Consider the following 23,116-nt stretch of genomic DNA (forward strand, 5'->3'; position numbering starts at 1 on the left):
TTCTGTCTATTCCTTTCCTCTTCCCATTTTCTTCCACCCGTCTAAAAACGCACAAAAGCACATGCACCCATCACGGATGCACATGCCTCTCACTTTTTTTAATACGCAAATAACTTCTCCGGATAAACTCCCGCATCGATCAATCCCCTTACCGCTGCAACAACAGCGTCTTTGTCTTCCTTATAAGTTACTCCAAACCACTTATCATGTGATTTTAATACCTTAACTGCTAATTTTCCTTCTTCCAACAGCTCCCCTATAATTGTTGGGAGAAGGTATTCCGCCTTTAAATTCTCCGGCTCGACTTTACTCAAAAATTCCTGGAATCCACTGTCCAGTATCTGGAAGAAATCTAGTCTTAAGCCCCACATGTTCATGGAAACAGCTGAATCAACATCAATTATTTCCAGGCTATCCTCCCTGCGTACGGCTGCACCGCCCTCCACTTTTTCAATATTGTGTGTCTCAACGATCTTTGTAAGCATTCCGTCATCTCCAACCTCACAGATGCCGCGTGTAACTGCTCCATTATCACTCAGAGTATTCCTGAGTACAAATCCGATCATACAGATTTCCCTGGCACCATCCTTTGGTGCACTGGTCAGATATTCAAAGCCTTCTTTAAATGCCTCTTTTCCATAATAATCATCTGCATTAATAACCAGGAACGGAGCGTCCACTACATCCTTACAGCTAAGGATTGCCTGCCCGGTCCCCCATGGCTTCGTTCTTTCTTTGAAAGTCTCCTTGTATGGCTGTGGAATATCGTCTACCTCCTGGAAAGCATAATCAACATCTACTACTTTTTCAATACGGTTGCCGATAACCTCTCTAAAATCCTTCTCTAAGTCTTTCCTGATGACAAAGACCACTTTGTCGAATCCAGCCTCCATTGCATCATAGATCGAATAATCCATGATAATCTCACCATTTGGCCCTACCGGCTCCAGCTGTTTGATTCCGCCTCCAAATCTGCTTCCGATTCCCGCTGCCATGATCACTAATGTAGCTTTACTCATTTTCCTTCTCCTTGCACTGTTCCTTATTTTCCTTTTCTCTAAAAGTCTTACTCTCCAAGGCCATCCTCAACGATACGGACCATTTCCTTAAGGGCTGCTTCTTCATCCTCCCCTTCACATACGATCCTGATCTCATCCCCGCTTTTGATGCATGCGCCAAGTACACTTAACACACTCTTGGCATTGGCCGTCACATCTTCATGCTTGTTCTTCTTCTCTACTGTAATCTTGCAGCCATACTGCATCGCAGTCTTACAGAACAACCCTGCCGGTCTGAGATGAAGGCCTGTCGGATTCTTGATAATCACTTTTTCACTAACCATCTCTGTGCTGCCCTCCCTTAATCTTTATCCTTCTGTTCTGCCGACTCCGTCAGTTCGGTGGAGTCTGTAGAACCTGTATTGTCCTCTTTTTCCTTTACAGTCACCTTAACACTCGGGCGCTTAGACAACGTTACTTCTGCCTGTACTTCATCCGGCAGCTTCACATTGACAGGCACGTCATATCTCCCCGGCTTTCCCCAGTTCTTCATGTCGATATACACCGCATCCTTTAGATCAAGCGCATCCAGCTCCTGCTTCGGGCCTCGAAACTGCAGCTCGATCTTCGTATCCTTATCATAAGAGATCAACAGATCATCCTTTAAATTATCCACACGGATAGACTCCGCCGGAAGCTCAATCGTCCGCGTACCTGCTTCTTCTATGCTCACTGTTACGATCACATTATTGGCCGTCTCATCCACCAGATCGATTCCTTCTGGCAGATACGGCAGGATATCCACTGTCTTCTCCATCTTTTTATTCAGACCGGTAATATCAAGCTCTGATCCCGGTATCTCAAGTGACGAAATTCCAGACAATGCTTCTGCTGTACCACATACCTGTATCTTTTCCGGTTCACATGTGAGCCCGCTGAAGACATATCCGTCCTCCGGCATGCCCGATACATAGAATTTCAAAGACAGATTTTTGGTATTCAGTACATTTACATTAACTGTGACACCTTCTTTCCCCAGATTATTGGTCAGCTGGCTGCCCTCGATCACGTTACTGCTGCTGCTATAATACATCAATTCGGCCGGCAGAACACTCGATTTCGAAATACCGGAAACATCTACCTTTGCCACCGCTTTATCAATACTATTGACCAAAGATTCCGGGCCGCTTACCTGGATCTTATTCGGATTTGGTGTAAATTCTCCGACCACATGTCCATCGCGCGGTGCTCCAGATGCACTCACCGTCAGCGGGAATACTTTACTCGTATACTTTTCTATTTTTACTTTCAGATTATTTGGTGTGGCTTCCGCCGTATATTTATCGTAACCCGTTAATGATGCCTTGATCGGAACCAGTGATTCCATCTGCATCTCGGCAAAATCAGCAGTAGCCTGGATGCTGCCTGTCGTGATCTTTGATAAAATAGAACGCTTGGCAGTTACCACCACACTGACTGTCTGTGTATCATCCTGGATCGTATAGGTATCCCCGCCGTTCTTCACGATCTGAGTATTCTGCAGGGTCACCGGTACATTCCGAAAGGTCGCACTCTCTACAGGATCATCTATATTGACAACTACCAGCCATAAAAGGGCTGCAAAAACAAAAGCCATGATCTTGAGTCCGAGATTATCTGTAAACTTATATTTCTTCATGTTTCTGCCGTCCTTTCCGTATAGTAAATTTCTTCCCTTCTGAGGTTCTATACTGGATTTGGCTCAGCCTTGTCGCAAGGTATTCCGGCGTAATTCCTCTCGCCAGCTGTCCGCCCATTGCTACGGATACCTGTCCTGTCTCCTCTGAAACAACAATGATGAGAGCATCGCTCACCTCGCTCATCCCCAGTGCAGCTCTGTGCCTGGTTCCTAAATCCTTGCTGATCTGCATATTGTCCGACAACGGCAGATAACACGTCGCGGACGTGATCCTGTCTCCCCGGATGATCACTGCACCGTCATGCAGCGGTGTGTTATGCTCAAAAATGTTAAGCAGCACCTGGGAGGATACTTTACAATCCAGTTCGATTCCCGTCATCTCATATTCTGTAAGGCGTATCGCCTGTTCCACTACGATCAAAGCTCCTGTACAGACACTCCCCATATCAAAACAAGCCTTCACCAGACTCTCCACAGTCTCATCTGAAAAGCGCTGGTTTTCCTTGTTCCTGTCAAATAAGTTGATATTACTGAGCAGATTCTTCTCCCCCAGCTTCTCCAAAGCCCGGCGCAGTTCCGGCTGAAACACGACCACAGCGGCAATCGCCAGTACATTGATCGATTCTCTGGCCAGAAACAGGATTGTATGCATTTGAAAGATCGCAGCAACCAGGATGAATAACGCTAGAACGATCATACCCTTTAAAAGCATCCACGCCTTTGTGTTTTTGATCCAGAGCATGATCTCATAAACGATCACAGCAACGATCAGAATCTCAATAATATCCGTCAGGTGCACATTCGGAAAGTACATGTCATTCACATAATTGTCAAAAAATCTTCTTATCCACTGTTCCACTATGCCACCTCCTGTCTTACTCTATATACTCCCTGATATTTTCTAAATTATTTATTTAATTCATCTTCCAGATTATCTAAGCCAAGCTCCCTTGTCAGACTTCTTGTCAGAAGGATCTCGTCCGCAGCTCTCGCATGATCGACTTTTCTCACCTGGTTTCTCGGCTTTGGCGCAGGTCTCTTCTTTCTCGGAGGACGTTTCTGCAATTCCGCCGCCTGCTCCACATCCTGCGGATCTATCACCACCGTCTCCTGTGAATCCGCCTGTTCCTTCCGTTCATTAATATGCTTAACGCTCATCTCCGGTGCAGACACCCCGATCTTCGGAACTGCCTTTACATAATAATAATATTCGTCATCCTCAAACTGCATACGTTCTGTCCGGGCATAATTCACGGAAAAGAATAAAAATTCCAAAACCAGCCCCACAGCGATCGCTGCCACGCCGCTGCCTGCCAAAATACCATATGACAGATGCACGTTCATGGCAATATTTCCCGCTGCTCCTACGATGATCGAAGCTACTGCCCCCAATGCAGAGGCAATCTTCCACGCATGGTTAAAGGAGCGTGTCCGAATGGCATACACAATAAGGAGGCCAATAGACACCGCCAGTACCATCACCCACATCTCTTTATTGTTCAAGGACTGCTTCGTAAATGCCATCAAGCCCTCTACAAGATTTTTTGCATCTCCGCCTTTATAAGCGGCAGAGGATACCTTTACAAAATGGATCATGTAATATGCGATCGTTCCAAAAGCAGCCGGAAGTACCCAGATAGGCGATCCTAAAAGCCCAAACGCCACAGGAATCACGAGAGGCACCTTCAGGGCAAATGCAACAGGTGTCAGCAACACGAGCCATGCCTTTTTAGGTGTGAACCGAAAGTAGAAAATGTACATGATCAGGAAGATAACCAACGATACCAGTGCGATCGGCATCGACAGTGCATAAAAATGCAGAAGCACGAGAACTGTTGCTGCGATCACCATCACTACAAGCGGCAGGAAGGCACACACGACAGAAAGCCCGATCGTACACAGGATAGAAGAAGCGGCTTTCATAAAACCGATATTCGAATTTATGAGGCCGAAGACACATAGTCCTAAAATAAACTGCAGTGCCTTCATAATATAGGTGGAATATTTTGCATATATCTTTTGAAGCTGCTCTTTCCAGACAAGTAAAGTACTCATTTTCTAATTCTTCTCCTTCATATACATCTTTCCCAGACGGGATAAATCTCGGTAATACATCTTAACACGCTGCTTTGCTTTATTGTGCTTCGATTTATAAAAACTGCTGGCACATACACAGTATACAACAAGCAGTATGATGTAAGTTCCGACTGCAACTGCGATCATGATGAACAGCTTAGTCATCGTCAGGTCTTTCAACAGTGCATCCACGTTGCATAGTATGACAAGCCCCGCCGCCAGGGCATATCCGATCGTGATCCAGATCACTGTGATCAGGGTATTCAGGCTTGCATAATCCTTTTTATAATAACTGCTGATCTTTAAATCCTCCGGCGCCAGTGACTTCTCATACTGTGCCATCTTCGTCATCAGTCTGATACGGTTTTTATCTAACATGTCTTCACCTCGAAGTATTCTTATGCTTTCAGTAAACATCATTTTTAGTATAGCATACTGTCAGAGCCCTTGTCCAATGCTTATAGTCAAAAAATATACTTTTTCAGCGCCTGCTGTTTTCAACATTTTCGCCACTCTCTGTATCGTACTGCCTGTTGTATATATGTCGTCTATGACCAGCACCACTGGCTTTACCTTCTTCTGTCCTGCCACTGCAAAAGCACCTTTCAGATTCCCTGCCCGCTGTGCATCATCTAACTCCTTCTGCGGCCTGGTATTTCGAATCCGGAAAATGGCCTTTTCATTCACAGGAATATGCACAAGCTTTCCCAGCTCTTCCGCCAGAATAGCGGCCTGATTATATCCCCGCCTTCTTTGGCGGCGCCTATGCAGCGGAACCGGGATGATCTCCTGGATCCCCCATCTTTTGATCTGATCTCCATAGCATTGGGCCATCTCTTGAGCAAACACTTTTCCATATCTTCTTTTGTTCTTATACTTTAATCCATACACAGCCTGTGAAACCGGCGGCTTATGCAGCCAGATGCTGTATCCCTGCTCATAATAGGAGGAATGTCTGCTGCAGTCGCGGCAGTATTCCTGCTCTTCCTTCTCCAGAGGTTTCCCACAGCGCATACAGCGCGGTTCACTGACATAGGGTAGCTTCTGCCTGCAGGATGGACAGATTCCTTTATCCGTGATCCTGCCGCAGAAGGGGCAGATGGGAGGATACAGCAGATCTAAAATTCCTGAATACGCTCTGCCAGGCTGGTATAACGGTTTTGTTCGTTTTTGTTTTGTATCATATCTTGAAATGTCGTTTCACTCCCCACGATAGTTAAACATTTTTTAGCACGTGTCACAGCTGTATACAGCAGGTTCCGGTTGTATAAAAGCCTTGGTCCGGGAAGAAGCGGGATAATGACCGCCGGATATTCACTTCCCTGCGATTTATGTACGGTGATCGCATAGGCCAGTTCCAGTTCATCCAGTAATTCATTTGGATACTTTACCTTACGGCCTTCATCGTATTCCACTTCCAACGTCTCATCATAAGTGTTGATATCCGTCACGATTCCCATATCCCCATTAAAAATTCCTGTCCCTTTATCCACAGTCAGTCCGAATTTTGTACAGATTTCCCACTCTAATTGGTAGTTATTCTTGATCTGCATCACTTTATCCCCAATACGGAACAATTTATCCCCAAATTCCTTTTCTGCCTTTTCTGGCGCAGGTGGATTCAGATAGCGCTGCAAGATGGTATTTAGCCGCTCCACTCCCAGAAGTCCCTTTCTTGTCGGTGTCATCACCTGAATATCGGTGGGGGCCGCGTTTACATATTTGGGCAGCTTCTTCTGGATCAGCGTAATGACAACGCTGATGATCACATCTGCCTCCTGACGCTTCAGGAAGAAGAAATCCCGGCTCTTATTATTCAGAATGACCTGCTCGCCTGCATTGATCTTATGCGCATTAACAACAATATCACTCTCTCCTGCCTGTCGGAAAATCTTTTTCAATGTGACAACAGGGAAGCTGCCCGAGGCAATGATATCCTTTAATACACTCCCGGGGCCAACAGACGGCAGCTGGTTGACATCTCCCACCAGGATCAGCCTGGTACCTTCCACAACAGCCGACAAAAGAGCGTGCATTAACGTCAGGTCCACCATGGACATCTCATCGATGATCAAAACATCCGTCTCAAGAGGATTTTGGCGGTTTCTCATAAAACCGTTGACATTCCCCTCTTCCTCCGGATTACCGTTGACCTCCAGCAGACGATGGATCGTCTGAGCCTGATACCCGGTAGCCTCCGTCATCCTTTTTGCCGCCCGTCCCGTCGGAGCAGCCAGAAGGATACTCATCCCTTCACTTTCAAAAAACTGGATCATCGTATTGATGGTCGTTGTCTTTCCCGTTCCCGGACCTCCGGTCAGGATCAAAAGACCATGCTTGATAGATTCTATGACTGCGCGGTGCTGCATTGGATCCAGCAGGATCGATTCCTTCTCCTCCACCTTGCGAAGCCGTTTCTCCATCATGTCCTCCGGCATATTACAGTCGATGTTAAGGTCATGGAGCATCCTTGCTGTGTTCAGCTCCAGATAATAAAAATGTGCCGGATAGATGCGTATTTCGCCCTGCTCCTCTTTCCGTACTACTTTCCGTTCAATGCACAGATCCATGATATACTTTTCCACATCCTGGATCTGTACACCCAAAAGCTGTCCTGCACGGGCTGCCAGAAGCTGTTGCGGAAGATAGATATGCCCTTCGCCCGTTGACTGCTGGAGAGTATAAAAGATTCCGCTGCGGATCCGAAAATCCGAGTCCGTGTGTATCCCGATACGGGATGCGATCTCATCTGCTGTCTTAAATCCAACTCCCTCTATATTATCTGCAAGCTGATATGGATTTTCTTCCAGAACCTGATATAGCTTGGAACCATAATACTTATATATCTTAACAGCAAGGGTGGTGGAAATACCATACTTCTGCAGATAGATCATGGCCTTGCGCATATCTTTTTTATCCTCCACCTGCTCAGCGATCTCCCTGGCCTTGCGCTCACTGATACCTTTCACCTCCGCCAGACGCTCAGGCTCCTCCTCAATGATGCGGAAGGTATCCTCTTTGAAACGTCTTACGATCCTGGCTGCAAGCGCTGCTCCGACCCCCTTGACGGCACCGGACCCCAGATATCGTTCAATAGACACAAGGTCCTCCGGCTCCTTAACTTTGTGAGAATTCACCTTGAGCTGACTGCCGTAAACACTATGATTTACATACTCTCCCTGAATCTCCAGCATTTCCCCTTCGTTTATGTAATGAAAGTTCCCCACACAGGTCACTTCCCCATCCTCACTGTCCAGATTGAACACGGTATACCCGTTATCCTCATTTCTATATACTATGTGTTCCACGTACCCAGTAACGACTTCCACAATCTCCTCCTAACCAGAACAATTACCGTCAAAACGGATGAGCTGAAATCCGCATCGCTTTCGTAATGAGCTAAAATAAGTTAAGACAGACTCCTCCCTATCCTTCTCGAAGTAGTCTGTCCCATTCCTTTTTATCTGACACTTGAAATCTGTTCTGCCTCTCGAAATCTATTCCATTAGCCTGAACGGCTCACTGTCCGCCCCAGCCATTAAAAATCTGTTCTGCCGCTCATGAATTCTACAAACTGCCCTGTGCCGATCGCAACGACCTTCATCGGATCCTCCGCTGTCATCGTATGGATCCCTGTCTTCTCCTCGATCAGCTCCTCTAAACCGCGCAGCATTGCCCCGCCGCCGGTCAGAACGATCCCGCGGTCAAGGATATCCGCCGATAATTCCGGCGGTGTTTGTTCCAGTACGGCAATCACAGCCTCCACGATCTGACCTGTAGCCTCACGCAGTGCCTCCTCCGTCTCAGAAGAGGTCACCGTAACCGTCTTCGGAAGTCCCGTTACCAGGTTCCGCCCTCGAACCTCCATGGTCTCTTCCTCCACAAGCGGATAGGTGGTTCCTATCTTGATCTTAATATCCTCTGCGGTGCGTTCCCCGATCAGAAGATTATGCTTCTTGCGCATATAACGTACGATCGCCTCGTCAAAATCATCTCCGGCGATCTTGATCGAAGTATTCACAACAGTACCGCCAAGTGAGATCACCGCGATGTCTGCTGTCCCTCCGCCGATATCCACGATCATATTCCCACAGGGCTTAGAGATATCGATTCCCGCGCCGATCGCTGCCGCTACCGGCTCCTCGATCAGATGAACCTCTCTGGCTCCTGCCGCAAATGTCGCCTCCTCGACTGCCTTCTTCTCAACCTCTGTTACTCCGCTTGGCACACAGATGCTGATTCGCGGCTTTTTAAATGTTCTCTTTCCTAATGACTTCTGTACAAAATATTTGATCATCTTCTCAGTCACCGTATAATCAGAAATGACACCCTGACGGAGCGGGCGTACTGCTGTAATATTGCCCGGTGTTCTCCCCAGCATCAGGCGTGCCTCTTCTCCTATCGCTTTGATGACATTCGTATCTCTGTCAAATGCAACAACGGATGGCTCCTTAAGCACCACTCCTTTGCCTTTCACATAAACAAGTACACTGGCTGTACCTAAATCTATCCCGATATCTACAGACATATTGATTCTCCCTTCTAAAACCCTTATTCATCCTTCTCACCATCTCTGTTCCTTCGTATTTCACTGCCCATAGGGCAGGCATTTGGTTCATGACTGTACTTTTTCTTTTGTTTTTCACAACTCGATTATATAACTCTCTTTCTGAAGTTGCACAAATAGTATAATAAACTTTTCCAAAAATGGAAACCCTTTTTTTATATTTTTAGTTTTTCTTTAGGATTGTAAAATACTCCCGCAAAATCCGACTTTTTTCATACTGTGACAGTTTACATGTAATTCGAGCCCGGTCTCCAATAGGATTCCGGGCTGTCATATGGTCAAATCAACGTCTGCTTTTTCGCAAAGCTTCTGCAATATACTTTCCTGTATATGAATTTGGATTCTCGGCGATCTCCTCAGGTGTTCCTGTTGCCACGATCGTGCCGCCTTTGTCCCCGCCTTCCGGTCCGATGTCAATAATATAATCTGCAGTCTTAATAACATCCAGATTATGTTCAATGACCACAACTGTATTCCCGTCCCCGGAAAGTCTCCTCAGGATCTCAGTCAGTTTATGGACATCTGCAAAATGAAGACCTGTTGTCGGTTCATCCAGGATATAGACTGTCTTTCCTGTACTTCTGCGGCTTAATTCTGCCGCAAGCTTGATCCGCTGTGCCTCTCCTCCTGACAGCTCTGTGGATGGCTGTCCCAGCCTGATATAAGATAATCCCACATCATATAGTGTCTCCATCTTCCTGCGGATGCTCGGAACATGCTCAAAAAATTCCAAAGCCTCCTCAACCGTCATATTCAGCACATCATAAATGGTCTTTCCTTTATATTTTACTTCCAGAGTCTCCCGGTTATAGCGTTTGCCGCCGCACACCTCACAGGGTACATAGACATCCGGCAGGAAATGCATCTCTATCTTTAAGATGCCGTCTCCGCTGCAGGCCTCACATCGTCCGCCCTTCACATTAAAGCTGAACCGGCCCTTTTTATATCCCCTTGCTTTTGCATCTGGTGTAGCTGCAAACAAGTCTCTGATCAGATCAAATACACCTGTATACGTCGCCGGGTTAGAACGAGGCGTGCGTCCGATCGGAGACTGGTCAATATCGATCACCTTATCCACCTGGTCAAGCCCCTCGATCCTTTTATGTTTCCCAGGGATCGTCCTTGCGCGGTTCAACTCCTTGGCCAGCTTTTTATATAGGATCTCATTGACCAGGGAGCTTTTTCCCGAACCGGATACACCAGTCACACAGGTCATGACTCCCAGAGGGATCTTCACGTCGATATTCTTCAGGTTATTCTCCTGGGCACCTACGATCTTTAGGTATCCGGATGGTTTCTCCCGTTTCTCCGGCACCGGGATCTTTAATTTACCGCTTAAATATGCACCGGTAATAGAGTTCTTATTCGTCATGATCTCCTGGGCTGTTCCGATGGCAACAACCTCTCCGCCGTGTTCCCCGGCGCCCGGTCCGATATCGACCACACAGTCCGCCGCCAGCATGGTATCCTCATCGTGTTCAACAACGATCAGGGTATTCCCCAGATCCCGGAGGTGCTTAAGCGTATCCAGAAGCTTATCATTATCCCTTTGATGCAGGCCGATACTCGGCTCATCCAGAATATAGGCAACACCAACCAGACCTGAACCGATCTGTGTCGCAAGCCTGATACGCTGTGCCTCCCCTCCTGAAAGGGACGCTGTGGCCCTGGCCAGAGTAAGGTAATCCAGGCCCACATTCATAAGGAATTGGATTCTCGCCTTGATCTCCTTTAAGATCTGGCTTCCGATCATCTTCTGCGTCTCTGTAAGCTCTAACTGGGCAAGGAACTGTTGCAGCTTATCGATTGAAAAGCCGGTCACCTCCGCTATATTCTTATCCCCTACGGTCACCGCTAGAGAGCCCTTTTTCAAACGCTGCCCGCCGCATTCGGAGCAGGGAGTAATATTCATAAAAGTCTCATACTCTGCCTTCATAGTCTCAGAGCCTGTCTCACGGTAACGTCTCTCCACGTTCTTGATCAGCCCTTCGAAAGCCACATCATAAACACCCTCACCGCGCTGCCCTTTATAATACACCTTAACGGACTTTCCATTTGTGCCATACATAATGACATCGTGTATTCTCTTCGGATACTTCTCGAAAGGGGTATCCAGATCAAACTTATACTCTTTACACAGCGCATCCAGGATCGCTCTGGTAAAGCTTGACTTGTCTGTGCAGGACTGCCAGCCCATCACCGTAATCGCACCTTCATTGATACTCAGGGATGGATCCGGTACCATCAGCTCCTCTGAAAACTCCATCTTATATCCCAATCCAAAGCAGACAGGACATGCACCAAATGGGTTATTGAAGGAAAAGCTTCTTGGTTCGATCTCTTCAATACTGATCCCACAGTCAGGACATGCAAAGCTCTGGCTGAAATTCATCGGCTCTCCACCGATAATATCCACGATCAAAAGACCTTCCGCCAGGGAAAGCACACTTTCTACAGAATCTGTCAGTCTTTTTTCGATTCCCGGTTTTACGACAAGCCGGTCGACAATAATCTCTATATTATGCTTAATGTTTTTATCCAGAGTGATCTCTTCTGAAAGCTCGTAAAGATTCCCGTCGATCCGTACTCTCACATATCCGCTTCTCTTCGCACGCTCCAAAAGCTTTGCATGGGTTCCTTTTCTTCCTCTTACCACAGGTGCCAGCAATTGGATCTTCGTGCCCTGAGGCAGCTCCATTACCTGATCGACCATCTGGTCAACCGTCTGTTTCTTAATCTCTTTTCCACATTTCGGGCAGTGTGGGATTCCGATCCTTGCGTAAAGCAGACGGAAATAATCGTAGATTTCTGTCACTGTGCCCACGGTTGAACGCGGATTGTGGTTCGTCGACTTCTGATCGATCGAGATCGCAGGAGAGAGACCTTCTATACTCTCCACATTTGGTTTTTCCATCTGCCCAAGAAACTGCCTTGCATAAGATGAGAGAGACTCCATATAACGTCTCTGCCCTTCTGCATAAATGGTATCAAACGCCAGGGAGGACTTGCCGGAACCGCTTAGTCCCGTCAGCACCACCAGCTCGTTCCTTGGAATATCCAGGTCAATATTTTTCAGGTTATTCTCATTCGCCCCCCGTATCTTGATATATTGGCGGGCATCCATCTTCTTTGCCATGTTCTTTCCTTCCTGTACTCCTATCTTATCTTATTCTTCTGTATTTTCTGTGAAATATTCATTAAATTTAATCATCCATTTCATTCAGGGTACGTTTTAATTCAACTAATTTATCACGCAGCTCTGCCGCCGCCTCGAAATCCAATTCTGCCGCTGCCTTTTTCATCTGCTTGGTCAGCTCTTGAATGAGTTTCTCCAGCTCCTTCCGGCTCATGGACTCCGGATCCTTTTCCATCTGCATCTCTTTGGCTGCAACCTTCTTCGAAATACTGATCAGATCCCTCACAGACTTCTGGATCGTCTTTGGAGTGATTCCATGTTCCTCATTGTACTTTATCTGAATCTGGCGCCGGCGCTGTGTCTCATCCATCGCGATCCGCATGGAATCTGTGATCTTATCTGCATACATGATAACATGCCCCTCTGCATTTCTCGCTGCCCGGCCGATCGTCTGGATCAATGAAGTCTCAGAACGAAGGAAACCTTCCTTATCGGCATCCAGGATAGCTACCAGAGTAATCTCCGGTATGTCCAGCCCTTCTCTTAGCAGGTTGATTCCCACAAGCACATCAAAGACATCCAAACGCATATCCCGGATGATCTCCGTCCGCTCAAGTGTATCGATATCTGAATGAAGATACTTCACACGGATTCCCACCTCTCGCATATAATCGGTAAGATCCTCCGCCATCCGCTTGGTCAGTGTAGTCACAAGCACTTTGTTCTTCTTGGAAACCTCCTTATTTACTTCCCCGATCAGATCGTCGATCTGTCCCTCTACCGGACGGACCTCCACCTCCGGATCCAGAAGTCCGGTCGGGCGGATCACCTGTTCTGTACGAAGTAATTCATGTTCCTCTTCGTATACTCCCGGTGTCGCTGAAACAAACATGACCTGATTTATTTTACTTTCAAATTCTTCAAAATTCAAGGGCCGGTTATCCTTGGCTGATGGAAGCCGGAACCCATATTCCACCAGTGTTGTCTTACGTGACTGGTCCCCTGAATACATACCGCCGATCTGTGGGATCGTTTTATGCGACTCATCGATCATCATGATAAAATCATCCGGGAAATAGTCGATCAGGGTGTAAGGCGGCTGTCCCGGTGCCAGCCCTGCCAAATGTCTGGAATAGTTCTCGATTCCGGAACAGAATCCAGTCTCCTTCAACATCTCGATGTCAAAATTCGTCCGTTCCGCGATCCTCTGAGCCTCGATCAGCTTATCCTGGCGCTTGAATTCCTTCACCCGCTCTTCCAGCTCCGTCTCAATGTCGATGACCGCCCGGGCGATATTCTCTTTATCCACAACATAATGTGAGGCCGGGAAAATAGCAGTATGCTTCAGCTCATCCTTAATCTCACCTGTCAGGATATCAATCTCCGTGATACGTTCGATCTCATCTCCAAACCACTCGATACGGATCGCCACATCTTCTGAATTGGCTGGAATCACCTCCAGCACATCTCCCCGCACCCGGAAAGTTCCGCGGTGGAAATCCATCTCATTGCGGTCATACTGAATCTCGATCAGCTTCGCCATCACCTCATCCCGGTCGCGGATCATGCCCGGCCGCAGGGAGATCACCATGTTCTGATAATCCACCGGACTTCCCAGACCATAGATACAGGACACACTGGCTACAATGATGACGTCACGCCGCTCCGACAATGCCATCGTGGCAGATAAGCGGAGTTTGTCTATCTCATCGTTAATGGAAGAATCCTTGGCGATATAGGTATCGGATGAAGGGACATAGGCTTCCGGCTGGTAATAATCATAGTAGGATACGAAGTACTCCACGGCATTATTCGGAAAGAATTCTTTGAACTCCCCATATAGCTGTGCAGCCAGCGTCTTATTGTGGGCGATGATCAGCGTCGGCTTCTGTAATTGCTGTATGACATTCGCCATGGTAAATGTCTTACCGGAACCAGTGACACCAAGTAAAGTCTGACACTGGTTCCCTTCCTTGAATCCTCTGACCAGATCCTCAATCGCTTTTGGCTGGTCTCCGGTTGGTTTATATTCTGATACTAATTCAAAATGATCCATGAAAGCTCCTCCTTTATGAATCGTTCTATCATAAAGTTATTATTCCTGTAACTAGGTTTGATTATATCAGAATATAAAATAAAAGTACAGAGCAAAACCGAATGTTTGTTCTGTACTTTATACCTTGATTTTTTTATTACATATTTACGACTGCTTTTTCAAATTCTTCCTCCGTATCTGCAAAGTGATACGGCTCGTATTCTCCATAAGCGGAAGGTCTGCTGATTATAACTAACTGGATTTTTTCATATTCAACCTGTTTTTCTATTGCTCTTTTAAATTCTGAAAGATGTTTCCCATGTGTTGTTTTTAATGCAACACATCCGACTTCATCTATATGTTTAGCTACTAAATAACACATGTTCTAACGCCTCCTTAAAATCTTCTTCTGAAAGAATTTTAGCACTCTCATATAATTCTCGCAAGTGATATCCTTCCTTGAAGCCTTTTGCCAGTTCCGCAATGGCTTGTGGCTGGTCTCCAGTGGGCTTATATGGGGCTTTTAAAAGAAATTTATTCATGGTCAAAACCTCCTTTGTGACTTTTATTATGTTCAATATCAGCCTCATTTTCAAAATCATTCGTAATGAAATTCACAACGAAAACTCAAATCTGCAAAAACAAGTTGCCTTATAGTGAACTTTACGAATTTAAAATGCGAAAAGTCACAAAAATATTAGTCATAGCGAGTGCAAAATATTCTGTTGTATATTCAGCATCTATTTATGCATGTCACTTGCACAATATTTTCTGTTTACGCCCTACTGACTTCCTTTTTTACATCAACATATCGCTCAGTTTACCTACATAATTTTATCTGTAACATATTCTGTTTCATCCATTCTTCCAAAATTTGTTTATCACATAACCATCTATCAAGAATAGGTTGTCTTATATAATATTGTTGTGTAATACCTCTTGTTGGATTTGCAATTCTTTCATAACAAAACACAATCTTCCCAATTTTGTTATACAATATATGGATTTTCAAAGTCTGCAACCAACTCTATCCCTTGAATAATTACATTTGCTAGACATACCATCGGATTGTTGTAATACCATATTGATAACTATAAGCCTGCTCTTTAGCCTGTTTCAATATCAAACGTACGTCTTCATATAATTCCTATTACCTACATACGAAACTGTGTACTACGATGAGATTTTACCTGATACTCTACTAAAATAATTCAGCCATTCGATCCCTTGATATCCATACTATATCATTTTCAATTCTCTACCCTTCCAAAGCAATCGTATTACGTCTTTCGTAGAGAATATTTTATCAGATCGATGTAATAGCGTTTCCCCTATAGTATTCTTAGAAAAACAAAGTGGAATGTTCTCATCAGTTTCATTCATTTGTTCCATACCCACCTTATCTCCCATCCATCACTTAATCACAAGAGCTACTCGAACTTACCACATAATTAAGCTACTGGACATTTTGTTGTAGCAGTAACTATTTTTTGTTAATTACAAAATCAACTGCTTCCTCAATTTGTTTTTCTATATCATTACTATCATAAACATACATCGTAACATTATAAATAGTTGGATATATCTTTTCGCTTGTATTCAACAATTTAATCTCATTTTTATATTCACTAAACCGAAAAGTAAATCGTTCATTTTTATGATCAAAGAAACTCAACTCTATATACTTATCATTAGAGACTATAACTGAATCACCCAATTTCTCTTTCACACGTGCTTTAACACTCTCAAAAGTTCTATCCCTGTCAAATCCATGATCTTCCAAAATAAAGATAAGTTCTGGATTTTCCTCGTTCACGTTCATTTTTTTATTTAATTCCTGATTAAAAAACGCAAAATTAATATTGTATGCTTCTCCACCATATTTAAAATGGTACGCTTCATATACATTCAATGTAACATATGATGCCATTCCTTTTTCATTCATGACCTTATAACCATAATTTTTGTTGTCTTTATATGTTTTCATTTGAAAAGCTGGAGAAGTTTCCCTATCTGCAACACGTACTTGTTGTTCAGCAATCTTATTAGTCTGAGTAGTTAATACAATTGTCAACATAGCTCCTAAAAAAATAGTCGTTAACAAAGAATTTATTTTTTCTCTTTCTTCTATTTTTTTGATATAGGACTCAATTCTTTCATTTTTATTTAAGTTTAATCCAACAAACAAAAGAATATATATAGTAATTACTATCCATACTGCCCTTCCCATTTTTATCCTCTATTCCAATTTTTTATCACAATAAGTAACAACTTCTTTTTGTCTGTTTAATATCATCTAGTCCATAACCTACTGATTCCCCCACGAAATCTTTACTATTCGAGATCATTACTCGATAAGAATTCTTTAAACTCGAGTATCTCCCGAACGCTTTCCAACTGTTCTTCGTTAGAATTTTATGTTAACACAGTACTGAAATTTTTCAGCCGCTCATCATCCATAGAAAAACCTTTAATCGTGAACTCCTCTATGATATCATTCGGCCATTTACGGAATTGGACTCCCCTTGGTGAATCAACCTTATTCCTAACAATAATAATTTCTTTAAATTGTAATGATTTGTATTATAGTTTTTCCTATCAGATACAGTTATTTTAGTTTTCGAATAACTTATAACGCGTCCAATTCTTCGCCTCTAAATATCTTCTTTAATGAAAATTAATTGTATGCATTTTTACATTATAAAAACTCCTATCATTTTCTGGGTATGCCAGATATTTTCGTCTGTATATACCGCATTTACATCACACGCTCCTGTTCGGTAATAAATGTCAGATATTCTGCTATTGAAAATCGTATAATTGACACTTCATTTTCTCTTTCATAGTACAACTCCTTCTTCATACATCGAATGTCCTAATCGTTAATACTGGTGAATAATATATTTTAACAAAAAAATAAAGCAAAAAATTTTTCGTAAAAATACTAATGGAAATTGAAGGTCCTTTTCTAACTGATGCTTTTGTCCATATTCACTCCTTTAAATTCGCTATGCACATGTAATGAATTCCACAATAACACATGTTGCTATTTTATATAGTTATATCTGATTCTGTTTTGTTTACATCCTTCTGCCACATTATATCAGAGTATCCAAAAAAAGTACAGAGCAAAACCGAATGTTTGTTCTGTACTTTTTACTAATACTACTTATTTAATTGGACAGTCCACAACTAGAATTTAATTTTTCATTTAAGTATTTAATTGTACATACTCCTCCAGCTTTCTAAAATAGTATTCCAATGCTTCATAGATCCCGATTTCCCGCAAATAGTCCTGATCTTTTTCCATGTACACTGAAACTGCCATATCCCCCTCTTCCTTTGTACAAATTTCCTGCCGTTTAATCAGAGATTTACGTGAACATTCTGTCAGATGATCCTCTGCATCTGTCATATCGGCGATTCCCATGTTCGCAGCCAATTCCATCGCATCTTCCTCAAAATACGAACTTCCGCAGATTTCACCATCCGGGTCTATATTCAGCTCCCAGCGGATCTCCTGCAGAAAAGCTGCTGCTCTTTCCGATTCAGAAGCATACTTATCCAAAAATTCTTCCAGCTTTGGTAACACATACTGTTGATGGAATCCTGTTCTATCTATCTCATTCATGATACGCTGTATGATTCCGATCCACTCCATATTAGAAGGTTTCACAAAGTCAGAATAATAAAATGCTTTCTTCCCTTTCTGAGCCTTCATAAGACAGCTTCCCCAGCCTGCCTCAAAAACAATATCCCAATCGATCCCTCCAGCTGCTTTCATCTCATGGCATAATAAATAAAGTAGAAGCACCTCCTGTCTTGTTACAATCCATTTCCCTTGTTGCTCTAATAGATATGTAAATAATAATGTTTCTAATTCCGGATGCTGTTCCACATATTCCTTATAGCAGGGCAGTCTTTTGAACTTTGCTTCCGAGATAGTCGGACACTCTTTATATAACAGTTCAATCACATAGTCGATACAAAAATTGATCAGGTTAACACAAAGTTCTTTTCGTCTCTCTGTCATCACTTCGAGAATCCCCATGGCTAGCAGGTCCATATTCTTTCCGACAGTTTTTAATAAGACTTTATCCCCCAATTGTTTTAAAAGTTTAATACTGCCCTCATCAGCCATAAACTCATACAGATACCACGGGGCTCTTGTTTCCAGTGTCTGGAGCAAAAATTCCTCATTTTCCTTTGTAAACTCATTCCTCCTAATCATCTCTATGATATCTTCGTCCATATATGGCTCCGGCATCTCTATTGACTGCTCATACCATTCTTCTTTTATCTTCTCATAATCCAATTCTTCTCTTGAAAGGTCATCCTGAAGCTGTACTTTATTCATTCTGACCTGCTTGGGCTTTTCATAGTATCGTCCGGCAATATCCTCAATTTCTCTCTTGAACTCTTTTGAATAATGAAGTCCAAACTCCTTTAGGATAGAAGGCACTTCGTCCACCAGCATATCTTCTTCGAATTCGCATTCATAGTCATCATAATATAATAATGTTTTAAGGATCAGCCCTTTCACATGCTCTTTCATATAAACGGTATACTTTTCTCTCCATTCTGTCGACAATTCAGGATATATTTTTATCAAGTCCTTAACGCCTTCATAATCATCATATAACAAACAGTGATCCCAATATTGTTCTATTAACTTTCTTCCGTCAAAATGCATCGCCCGTTCTTCGCATACCCTGATCAGTCCAACAAAATTTCTCATTTCCTGAATCCCGTCAAATAATGCATCTTTTTCCATATGAACGAAAAATCCCTTTATAAATTCCCGGATAAACTGCCATACCAGGCCGCCCGGTCCGTCTTGTGACACCCGCATTAAATGAAAGTCCCGCCCTGCCCAGTCACTGCCGCGGTCTGAAATGCATTCCCCTAAATAGCTGTCACCATAATCCTCCAGCCTCATAGGCAGCGTATAGAACTCCTCCACACAGCGCTTTTTAACCCTCTGATTGATCTTCTCATCATGACAATGAAAATGTTCCAATAGCATCAGCAGTTGATTGTAAAAAATACTACATTCGGCCAGACGCGGAATATAATACTCCTGATTCTCCCATAGATATCCATGTAGGAAATCTACGATCGACGGATTCTCAAATTCCACTTTGATTTCCTGTTCATCTGCTTCGCAACAGGTAAGAAGAACTGTTTCCTCCAGCTCAGAAATACAGCTGTCAAAAGATTTTGGTGCAGAGGTTCCTTTATAATTCTGCACATATCTGCTGTATGTATTGCGGATATCCTCAATGCTGATGGGCGTATAGGAAATTGCAACAATAGCTGAAAGCATTTTTGCCTCTTCGGATAATTCTGCAAACACTCCCTTCCACATCAACTCCGGGTATTTTATCCATTCCAATAATTCCCGGGCATATTCCCATGGCGAATAGGCTTCGTAACCGGGCTGCTTTAGGAACTTATCAATTACTCTGGGACTATAACCGCGGCTATAGACAATACGGTCACAGTAATGGTAAATACTCCTGACATATTCGATATCCAGCTCTGACGCCTGCAGATGGGCAAACAGAATCTTTGCTTTTTCTGCATCTGTGTATTCCTTCAGGACACACTCCATTTTTAAGGTCTTGATGATCTCCTCCAATTCAGGATTCAAGAAAAGCTCCTGCTGGACAATATATTCACGCGCAGTGATAATCAGCCGTTTACTGCCTGCTGCCACAACTTTATCAATTATTTCCTCTAATAGATAATTTTCTTTCCTGCTCCGTTCTCTATGAAATACAGCCCCCCCAATAATCGTCCAGAATAAATACCTGCTTCTGCTCAGTTTCTTCCCACTCATTCTCAATCTCTTCCAGGCTGCTCACCCAATAAAATCCTTCCTGGCAGTCCAGAGAAAGAAAATCTAACGCCAGCATACGGGCAATCGTCGTTTTCCCCATTCCCGGCTGCCCGGAGATTACAACTACATGGCTGGTTTCCAGTATTTGTCTGGCTTCATTATATACACCTGTCTGCACAAAAGTCCTGCATCCTTCGATCGCCTTCCTGTGCTCCCTGGTATTCCTGTTCTTAGCCCCCTTGTTCATGATCCTTTGCAGAGCTTCTTCCAGTATACTGCCGTCCGGTATCCACAGACTCGTAAAATTCTTTTCTATCCAATGATATGACGGATCTGACAGATAACGGTTTAAGGCATTTCTGTCCAGCAGGTCATCGCTCCTTGTAATATATCCTGAAAATAGACTATAAAGCTTTTCTGCTTCCTCCTCACTTAAGCTTAACGAAACTACCAGGATATACCGTTTCGGTTTCAGTTTCTGAACATGAGGAAGCTCCTCATCTCTGAGGACCCGGTACAAATCTGCAAACTTCCTGTAGCGCTTTGCCTGAAGGATCATATTCTCCTTTTTTTGAAACCATAGCCCATCGATTCCTTTATCCTTTCCATCCCGAAACGTCTGAAAATGGATCCTCTCTCTGTACTGCACGACTTCACATGCCAAAGTCTGGAACGACTTCCAATCCAGCTTTTCATAAAAATCATAGTTTCTCATCTGTAACACTCCGTCTAATTCTTTCTGATATGACAATTCAGTCTCTGCGCCCTTATTTCTCCAAATGGATCAGTAGATCATCTAATATCGCCTCAAAGTACTCTGCGGTTGACTGCTCATGCTTAATCCTTTCATCCGATACCACATTTCCGACTACCAAGATTACCTTATCATTATGATTCTGCGGACCGGCGGCGAAATTCTGACACGCTTTCTGTTCAATGAATCTTGTTTTATTATATCAAAATGCCCCCTAAAAGTACAGTGCGAGTGCGAACTCTTGTTCTGTACTTTTTTCGCAGATATCTGATTTGCCCAATGCCCGGCTGTGCCTGAATCTAAAAAAGCACAGAACAACTCCAACCCTTTGTTCTGTGCTTCTCTTAATTTAAAGCCCGATATTCTATTCGCTTATTCCTCTTTCTCTTCCTTAACAGCTGTCCCGCTTTTTTCTTTTCCATTCAGAGAAAGTACGATATTACTCTCATCTCCCTTTTTGTACTCGATGGTCACTTCGTCCCCGACATCATATTTTATGATATCGATGAAATCAACCACGGACACATCAAAGATATCATCTGAACCTTCCATCATGATATAGTAATGAGAGTTCCCTTCAATAACACCCTGGGCGATCTTCGTGATCTTAGCCTTCATGGTTTCAATCTCACGGGTGTCTTTTTCCACCTCTTTAATTCCGTTGTCATACATCAGCTTTGTATAGGCTTCCTCACATGCACTGACTGTATCTCCGATGGCTACGATCTGATATTTCTGGACATTTACCATGGCATACTTCTTTACAAGTCCCGCATCGTCCTTCAATGCAATAAAGTATGTCGGCTCCCCGGAGATATTGAGCAGAAGCGGGAAGGTCGCTACATATTTCAGGTTTTGTACCTGCCCCTCAGCTGAGGACATGGCAGAATCTTCTGTCGCACCTTCTACCCCATAGAACTTCGTCTCCATGGTACGCTGGTTCATAAGAACAAACCCAACATTGGACTGGTCACCACTGACAGAGGTAACACCAGTATATACCCAGACGTCATCATCGATAGCAAGATAATTATATCCTGTTGTGGTCTTTAAGCAGTCCTTCTGTCCGAGGATACTATTAAAGTAGCCGTGTTTCAAGCTTCCATAATAATCGTACAATTCAACCAGCAGATCCGCTGAATAGGCTCTGTCGATCCATTCCGGCGCATCCTCCACCTTGTAGTCCGTTGTTTCCCCTGTTACAGCATTGCATAACACAACACGGCCGATCGTAGTCCCGCCAAACAGTCCGATATTGAACTTCTTCACCGGACAGATCCAGTATGGCACTCCATTATCATCGATTTCAAAGCTTAAGTCATTGAAGATATAAGTCGGATATTTGAATCTTAAGTGACGGTAAATATTTCTATTCAAATGATCACTTGTAGTATACTTCATTCCTTCCTTCAATTTAATCAGCTCTGTATTCTGTGTTGCCATATCAATCTTGATATAAGCAGGAATACCGTCCTTCATGTTGGTCAGCCACTTGATCAGGTTGGCATACTTAAGCGGTGAGACACGTACAGGCTGGTTCTGATAATTGATCTGGCTGTACAGCTCATCTACCTCAAACTGGGATACCATATCAACCATGCTGCCCATTTTACGGTTTCCAAGGATTGCTGCTGAATCCCTGTCCAGAAGCGGGATCTGGTCGAATGACAGCTCCTCAATATCCTTTGTAAACTCCCCTTCCTTTACCGTCAGAAGCTTCTGATACTTCTTTGCATTTACGATCGGAGAGGATAACAGAGAACCGATCAGGTAAGCTGCGATCACAATGATCAGAAGCCCTCCGATCACCTTGAGCCCCTTTGACTCCTTGAGTTCATACCTGTTCAGCTTTTTCCGTCTGACATAGATCAGCGCGATCACGATGATCAATACGATCAAAAACATCCAAAAATCAGTGGAATGGATATTGATCGCCGGCAGCGCCACATAATAATAGATTGCCGCGACCAGAATGATCCCGATAACCGCCAACAGTTTCATTTTTCCTTTTTTCATACTTTTCCCTTTCT

15 protein-coding genes and 2 pseudogenes are annotated in these 23,116 nt (G+C 43.8%); all 17 read right to left on the reverse strand.

Annotated features, from left to right (window positions below; genetic code table 11):
• Positions 1–98: 98 nt before the first annotated feature.
• A complete protein-coding gene (locus AC4OGX_RS13540; RefSeq protein WP_493331112.1) occupies positions 99–1,019 on the reverse strand; it encodes a nucleotidyltransferase family protein in 921 nt (306 codons plus the stop codon).
• A gap of 47 nt (positions 1,020–1,066) precedes the next feature.
• The gene (locus tag AC4OGX_RS13545; RefSeq protein WP_493331113.1) at positions 1,067–1,342 is read right to left on the reverse strand and encodes an HPr family phosphocarrier protein; all 276 of its coding nucleotides are present in this window, start codon (positions 1,340–1,342) and stop codon (positions 1,067–1,069) included.
• 17 nt (positions 1,343–1,359) lie between these two features.
• Positions 1,360–2,676, reverse strand: coding sequence for a CdaR family protein (locus AC4OGX_RS13550; RefSeq protein ID WP_493331114.1), 1,317 nt, complete (start codon positions 2,674–2,676; stop codon positions 1,360–1,362).
• On the reverse strand, positions 2,663–3,490 hold the full coding sequence (cdaA, locus tag AC4OGX_RS13555; protein ID WP_493331129.1) for a diadenylate cyclase CdaA: 828 nt from the start codon (positions 3,488–3,490) through the stop codon (positions 2,663–2,665). Before cdaA ends, AC4OGX_RS13550 begins: the two co-directional genes overlap by 14 nt.
• A 92-nt stretch (positions 3,491–3,582) precedes the next feature.
• Positions 3,583–4,731, reverse strand: coding sequence for a hypothetical protein (locus tag AC4OGX_RS13560; RefSeq protein WP_493331115.1), 1,149 nt, complete (start codon positions 4,729–4,731; stop codon positions 3,583–3,585).
• 3 nt (positions 4,732–4,734) lie between these two features.
• Complete coding sequence (locus tag AC4OGX_RS13565; RefSeq protein WP_493331116.1) at positions 4,735–5,130, reverse strand: hypothetical protein; 396 nt, start codon at positions 5,128–5,130, stop codon at positions 4,735–4,737.
• Positions 5,131–5,190: 60 nt separating this feature from the next.
• Entirely contained in the window at positions 5,191–5,877 is a 687-nt protein-coding gene (locus AC4OGX_RS13570) for a double zinc ribbon domain-containing protein (RefSeq protein ID WP_493331130.1), read from the reverse strand.
• Complete coding sequence (gene recD2 / locus AC4OGX_RS13575; RefSeq protein ID WP_493331117.1) at positions 5,871–8,081, reverse strand: SF1B family DNA helicase RecD2; 2,211 nt, start codon at positions 8,079–8,081, stop codon at positions 5,871–5,873. The genes AC4OGX_RS13570 and recD2 overlap by 7 nt, the downstream gene beginning before the upstream one ends.
• A 209-nt stretch (positions 8,082–8,290) precedes the next feature.
• Positions 8,291–9,280, reverse strand: a complete 990-nt coding sequence (locus tag AC4OGX_RS13580; protein WP_493331118.1) for a rod shape-determining protein — start codon at positions 9,278–9,280, stop codon at positions 8,291–8,293.
• A 322-nt stretch (positions 9,281–9,602) separates the two neighbouring features.
• Positions 9,603–12,455 carry an excinuclease ABC subunit UvrA gene (gene uvrA, locus AC4OGX_RS13585; RefSeq protein ID WP_493331119.1) on the reverse strand — a complete coding sequence of 951 codons (2,853 nt, stop codon included), beginning with the start codon at positions 12,453–12,455 and terminating at the stop codon, positions 9,603–9,605.
• A gap of 67 nt (positions 12,456–12,522) precedes the next feature.
• Positions 12,523–14,511 carry an excinuclease ABC subunit UvrB gene (gene uvrB / locus AC4OGX_RS13590; RefSeq protein ID WP_493331120.1) on the reverse strand — a complete coding sequence of 663 codons (1,989 nt, stop codon included), beginning with the start codon at positions 14,509–14,511 and terminating at the stop codon, positions 12,523–12,525.
• A gap of 136 nt (positions 14,512–14,647) precedes the next feature.
• On the reverse strand, positions 14,648–14,872 hold the full coding sequence (locus AC4OGX_RS13595; RefSeq protein WP_493331121.1) for a DUF6718 family protein: 225 nt from the start codon (positions 14,870–14,872) through the stop codon (positions 14,648–14,650).
• 52 nt (positions 14,873–14,924) lie between these two features.
• Positions 14,925–15,032: pseudogene (locus AC4OGX_RS13600) on the reverse strand (DEAD/DEAH box helicase family protein); the annotation flags it as partial.
• A gap of 941 nt (positions 15,033–15,973) precedes the next feature.
• A complete protein-coding gene (locus AC4OGX_RS13605; protein ID WP_493331122.1) occupies positions 15,974–16,720 on the reverse strand; it encodes a hypothetical protein in 747 nt (248 codons plus the stop codon).
• 185 nt (positions 16,721–16,905) lie between these two features.
• Positions 16,906–17,049 carry a RhuM family protein gene (gene rhuM, locus AC4OGX_RS13610; RefSeq protein WP_493331132.1) on the reverse strand — a complete coding sequence of 48 codons (144 nt, stop codon included), beginning with the start codon at positions 17,047–17,049 and terminating at the stop codon, positions 16,906–16,908.
• 652 nt (positions 17,050–17,701) lie between these two features.
• Positions 17,702–21,047, reverse strand: a pseudogene (locus AC4OGX_RS13615) (nSTAND3 domain-containing NTPase).
• 411 nt (positions 21,048–21,458) lie between these two features.
• Positions 21,459–23,102, reverse strand: coding sequence for a CvpA family protein (locus AC4OGX_RS13620; protein WP_493331123.1), 1,644 nt, complete (start codon positions 23,100–23,102; stop codon positions 21,459–21,461).
• Positions 23,103–23,116: the final 14 nt, after the last annotated feature.

It is taken from the genome of Faecalicatena sp., from assembly GCF_058819085.1.

Coding starts and splice junctions, on each gene's coding strand:
- AC4OGX_RS13540 (WP_493331112.1), bottom strand. CDS start 1,019: ATGAGTAAAGCTACATTAGTGATCATGGCAGCGGGAATCGGAAGCAGA.
- AC4OGX_RS13545 (WP_493331113.1), bottom strand. CDS start 1,342: ATGGTTAGTGAAAAAGTGATTATCAAGAATCCGACAGGCCTTCATCTC.
- AC4OGX_RS13550 (WP_493331114.1), bottom strand. CDS start 2,676: ATGAAGAAATATAAGTTTACAGATAATCTCGGACTCAAGATCATGGCT.
- cdaA (WP_493331129.1), bottom strand. CDS start 3,490: ATGTACTTTCCGAATGTGCACCTGACGGATATTATTGAGATTCTGATC.
- AC4OGX_RS13560 (WP_493331115.1), bottom strand. CDS start 4,731: ATGAGTACTTTACTTGTCTGGAAAGAGCAGCTTCAAAAGATATATGCA.
- AC4OGX_RS13565 (WP_493331116.1), bottom strand. CDS start 5,130: ATGTTAGATAAAAACCGTATCAGACTGATGACGAAGATGGCACAGTAT.
- AC4OGX_RS13580 (WP_493331118.1), bottom strand. CDS start 9,280: ATGTCTGTAGATATCGGGATAGATTTAGGTACAGCCAGTGTACTTGTT.
- uvrA (WP_493331119.1), bottom strand. CDS start 12,455: ATGGCAAAGAAGATGGATGCCCGCCAATATATCAAGATACGGGGGGCG.
- uvrB (WP_493331120.1), bottom strand. CDS start 14,511: ATGGATCATTTTGAATTAGTATCAGAATATAAACCAACCGGAGACCAG.
- AC4OGX_RS13595 (WP_493331121.1), bottom strand. CDS start 14,872: ATGTGTTATTTAGTAGCTAAACATATAGATGAAGTCGGATGTGTTGCA.
- AC4OGX_RS13605 (WP_493331122.1), bottom strand. CDS start 16,720: ATGGGAAGGGCAGTATGGATAGTAATTACTATATATATTCTTTTGTTT.
- AC4OGX_RS13620 (WP_493331123.1), bottom strand. CDS start 23,102: ATGAAAAAAGGAAAAATGAAACTGTTGGCGGTTATCGGGATCATTCTG.